Here is a 3,448-nt window from a genome sequence, read left to right as displayed (position 1 = left end):
GCCCGCCCTCGTCGGGCGGGCCGGCCGGGGTGTCAGTCTCTGGGTAGGCCGAGGATGCGCTCGCCGACCACGTTGAGCAGCACCTGCTCGGTGCCGCCGGCGATCGACAGGCAGCGGACCATGAGGAACTTGCGGCCCTGCTCGGTGAACTCGACGCCGCCGGTGCCGGTGAGCGTGAGGCCGAACTCGGCGATGTCCTGGCGGTGGCGCACGCCGACGATCTTGCGGACGCTCGACTCGGCGCCCGGGCCGGAACCGGCGAGGCTGCGCAGCGCGGTGCGCAGGTCCAGCAGGTTGCCCACGACGCCGTCGGCGACGTGCTTGCCGAACTCGTCCAGCACCAGCGCGTCGTCCGAGACCCCGGCCGCGTTGATGAGGCCGATGATCTCCTCCGCGGCGTCACCGAGAGAGGAGCCGCCGCCCATGGCCACGCGCTCGTTGGCCAGCGTCGTGCGGGCGATCTTCCAGCCGTCGTTCACCGTGCCGATCTGGAACTCGTCGGGCACGAACAGGTCCTCGAGGTAGACCTCGTTGAAAAGGGCCTCGCCGGTGATCTCGCGCAGCGGCCGGGTCCGGATGCCCTCCGAGCGCATGTCCACCAGGAAGTAGGTGATGCCCTTGTGCTTGGGCGCGCCGGAGTCCGTGCGGGCCAGGCACATGGCCCAGTCGGCCTCGCGGGCCAGCGACGTCCACACCTTCTGGCCGTTGAGCTTCCAGCCGCCGTCGACCTTCTCGGCGGTGGTGCGCAGGGCGGCGAGGTCGGAGCCGGCGCCGGGCTCGGAGAACAGCTGGCACCACCTGATCTTCCCGGCCATCGTGTCGCGCACCAGCAGATCGGCGTGCTCGGGGGCGGCCTGCAGGATGGTCGGCACCGCCCAGCCGCCGATCGTGATGTCGTGGCGGGTGACGCCGGCGGCCTCGAGTTCCTCGTCGATGAGCAGCTGCTCGGCCGGGCCCGCGCCCAGGCCCCACGGCTCGGGCAGGTGCGGCATGAACAGGCCGGTGTCGGCCAGGGCCTGCTTGCGCCCGTCGCCCTCCACGGCCGCGACCTTCGCCACCAGGGCGCGGATCTCCTCGCGCTTGGCGTCCAGCCCGTCGATCTCGGACAGGTCGATGTCGAGGTGGCGGCGCCTGCCGGCGAGGGTGAGCTCGGCCAGGCTGCGTCGCCAGCGGGCGGAGCCGCCGATGATCTGGCGCAGCGCGCTCGCGCGCCGCATGTAGAAATGGGCCTCGTGCTCGAAGGTGAAGCCGATACCGCCGAGGATCTGGATGCAGTCCTGGGAGTTGCGCACGGCGTTGTCGAAGGCCAGCGCCCCGGCGACCGCGGCGGCGACGGGCAGCTCGGAGTCGGTGGCGGTGAGGTCCTCCGCCGCGACGGCGGCGTCCCACGCCAGCGCGCGGACCTGCTCGGTGCGGCAGAGCATGTCGGCGGCGAGGTGCTTGATGGACTGGAACGAGCCGATGGTGCGGCCGAACTGCTCGCGGATCTTGGCGTAGTCCACGGCGGTGGCGAGCGTGTAGTCGGCGACGCCCGCCGCCTCCGCCGCGGCCAGTGCGACGAACAGCTGGTGGACGTGCTCGGTGGTGATGCCCTCGAGGAGCCGGTCGGCCGGGATCGTCACGCCCTCCAGGCGCACGCGGCCGATCGAGGCCGAGATGTCGTACGGGGTCGACGGGGTGACCGTGACGCCCGCAGTGCCCGCCTCGAGCAGCGCCCAGCGCGTGGCGCCGTCGACCTCGACGGGCAGGAGCAGGCCTCCGTCGGGGGTGCCGCCGTAGGCGATGCCGGGATCACCGGTGACCTCACCCGAGCCGTCCAGCGTTGCGGTGCCGATGCCCAGGCACACGCCCACGGGGAGGCCGCCCTCGGCGAGGGTCTCCCCCAGCGCCTGCGCCACGGCCCCACCCGCCCGGGAGACCAGCACCCCGGCCAGGGCGGTGGACAGCACCGGGCCCGGCGCCATGTGGGCGGCTGCGGTCTCGAGCATGCAGGCCAGGTCGACGATCTCCGCGCCGGCGCCGCCGTGCTCCTCGGCGACGGCCACGCCGAACAGTCCGAGCTCGGCGAGCTGCGGCCACACCGCCTTCCAGGCTTCCGGATCCTCCTCCTGAACGCGTACCGTAGCCACGGGATCGGCGGACTTCGCCCAGGCCTTGATCGAACTCTGGATCTCGGTCTGGTCCGGTGTGGTGGCGATACTCACTGCAGGCTCCTCGGCTCGGGCGGGGGACGCGTACCCGGCGCGGGGCTCGGGGCCCGCGCGTACACGCCCATAATAGAACGTGTTCTAGGTAACGTGTTCTAGAATGCACCAGCAGGGTCCGATCGGTGCACCCGGGTCCCCGCCCGGTACGCCAACCCGAGACCGCCAGCCCGATCAGCAGTCCCGATCCGACCAGCGCAGAAGGTTCGTTGCCATGACCAAGAGCTCGACCGAGACCGGCTCCGTCGCCGCGTCCGCCGCCGCCACGAGAGCCGACGAGCCCAGCACGTCGTCGCAGCGCGAGCGCCGCCGCCGGATCCTCGACGCCACGCTGGCCCTGGCCGCCAAGGGCGGGTATGAGGCCGTGCAGATGCGCGCCGTGGCCGAGAAGGCCGAGGTCGCCGTGGGCACCCTCTACCGGTACTTCCCGTCGAAGGTGCACCTGCTCGTCTCGGCGCTCGCCCGCGAGTTCCGCCGGCTCGACCAGCGCACCGAGCGTTCGGCCCCGCCCGGCGACACCGCGCAGGAGCGGATGAAGGTCGTGGTGGACATGATCACCAAGTCGATGCAGCGCGACCCCAACCTCACCGAGGCCATGACCCGGGCCTTCATGTTCGCCGACGCCACCGTGGCCAACGAGGTCGAGGAGGTCGGCTTCCTCATGGACCGGATCATCGCCCGCGCGCTGGCGCAGGGCGAGCCGGACGAGCTCCAGCTCTCGATCGCGCGCGTGATCTCGGACGTGTGGATGTCCAACCTGGTCTCGTGGCTCACCCGGCGGTCGTCGGCCGCGGACGTCGCCACCCGACTGGCGCTGACGATCGATCTGCTGCTGGGCACCGACGATTCGCCCCGCCGCGCGCGCCTGCACACGGCGATCGGAAACGGGAACGGCACCGAGACCGGCGAGGCCGGCGAAGCTGACGACGCCGCCGCCGGGGCCGCCGGGGCAGCCGGGGCTCCCAGGGCAGCCGACTCCTCCACCGGCTAGGGCCGCCGGGGCTCCCGGGGCTTCCGCCGGCTAGGGCCGCACAGTCTGACAGCGCGCGTTCGGCGGGGGCCAGCACGCGCTTCCACGCAGCCGCTCCCCCGCCTGGCGGTCCGCTCCTCGACTTGGCGTCTCGCTCCTGCGCCTGGCGTCTCGCTCCCGTGCGTGACCACGCAGCCGCTCCTGCCAATGGCGTCTCGCTCCCGCGCCTGTACGCCGAAACTGCAGCCGCTCCTGACGATGGCGTCTCGCCCAC

The 3,448-nt window shown here is 72.5% G+C and carries 2 protein-coding genes; one reads left to right on the top strand and one right to left on the bottom strand.

Annotation, left to right across the window (positions count from 1 at the left end):
• Nucleotides 1–32 precede the first annotated feature (32 nt).
• Nucleotides 33–2,204, bottom strand: coding sequence for an acyl-CoA dehydrogenase family protein (locus tag G6030_RS04065; protein WP_182642283.1), 2,172 nt, complete (start codon nt 2,202–2,204; stop codon nt 33–35).
• A 214-nt stretch (nt 2,205–2,418) separates the two neighbouring features.
• Between G6030_RS04065 and kstR the strand changes: the two genes are divergently transcribed.
• Complete coding sequence (gene kstR / locus G6030_RS04060; RefSeq protein ID WP_182642282.1) at nt 2,419–3,195, top strand: cholesterol catabolism transcriptional regulator KstR; 777 nt, start codon at nt 2,419–2,421, stop codon at nt 3,193–3,195.
• Nucleotides 3,196–3,448: the final 253 nt, after the last annotated feature.

The organism is Dietzia sp. E1 (genome assembly GCF_014145015.1).
Taxonomy (GTDB): Bacteria; Actinomycetota; Actinomycetes; order Mycobacteriales; family Mycobacteriaceae; genus Dietzia; species Dietzia cinnamea_A.
This window is presented reverse-complemented; position numbering and strand designations above follow the sequence as displayed.

Excerpts from the sequence above, each read along its gene's own strand:
- kstR (WP_182642282.1), top strand. The coding sequence starts at position 2,419 with ATGACCAAGAGCTCGACCGAGACCGGCTCCGTCGCCGCGTCCGCCGCC.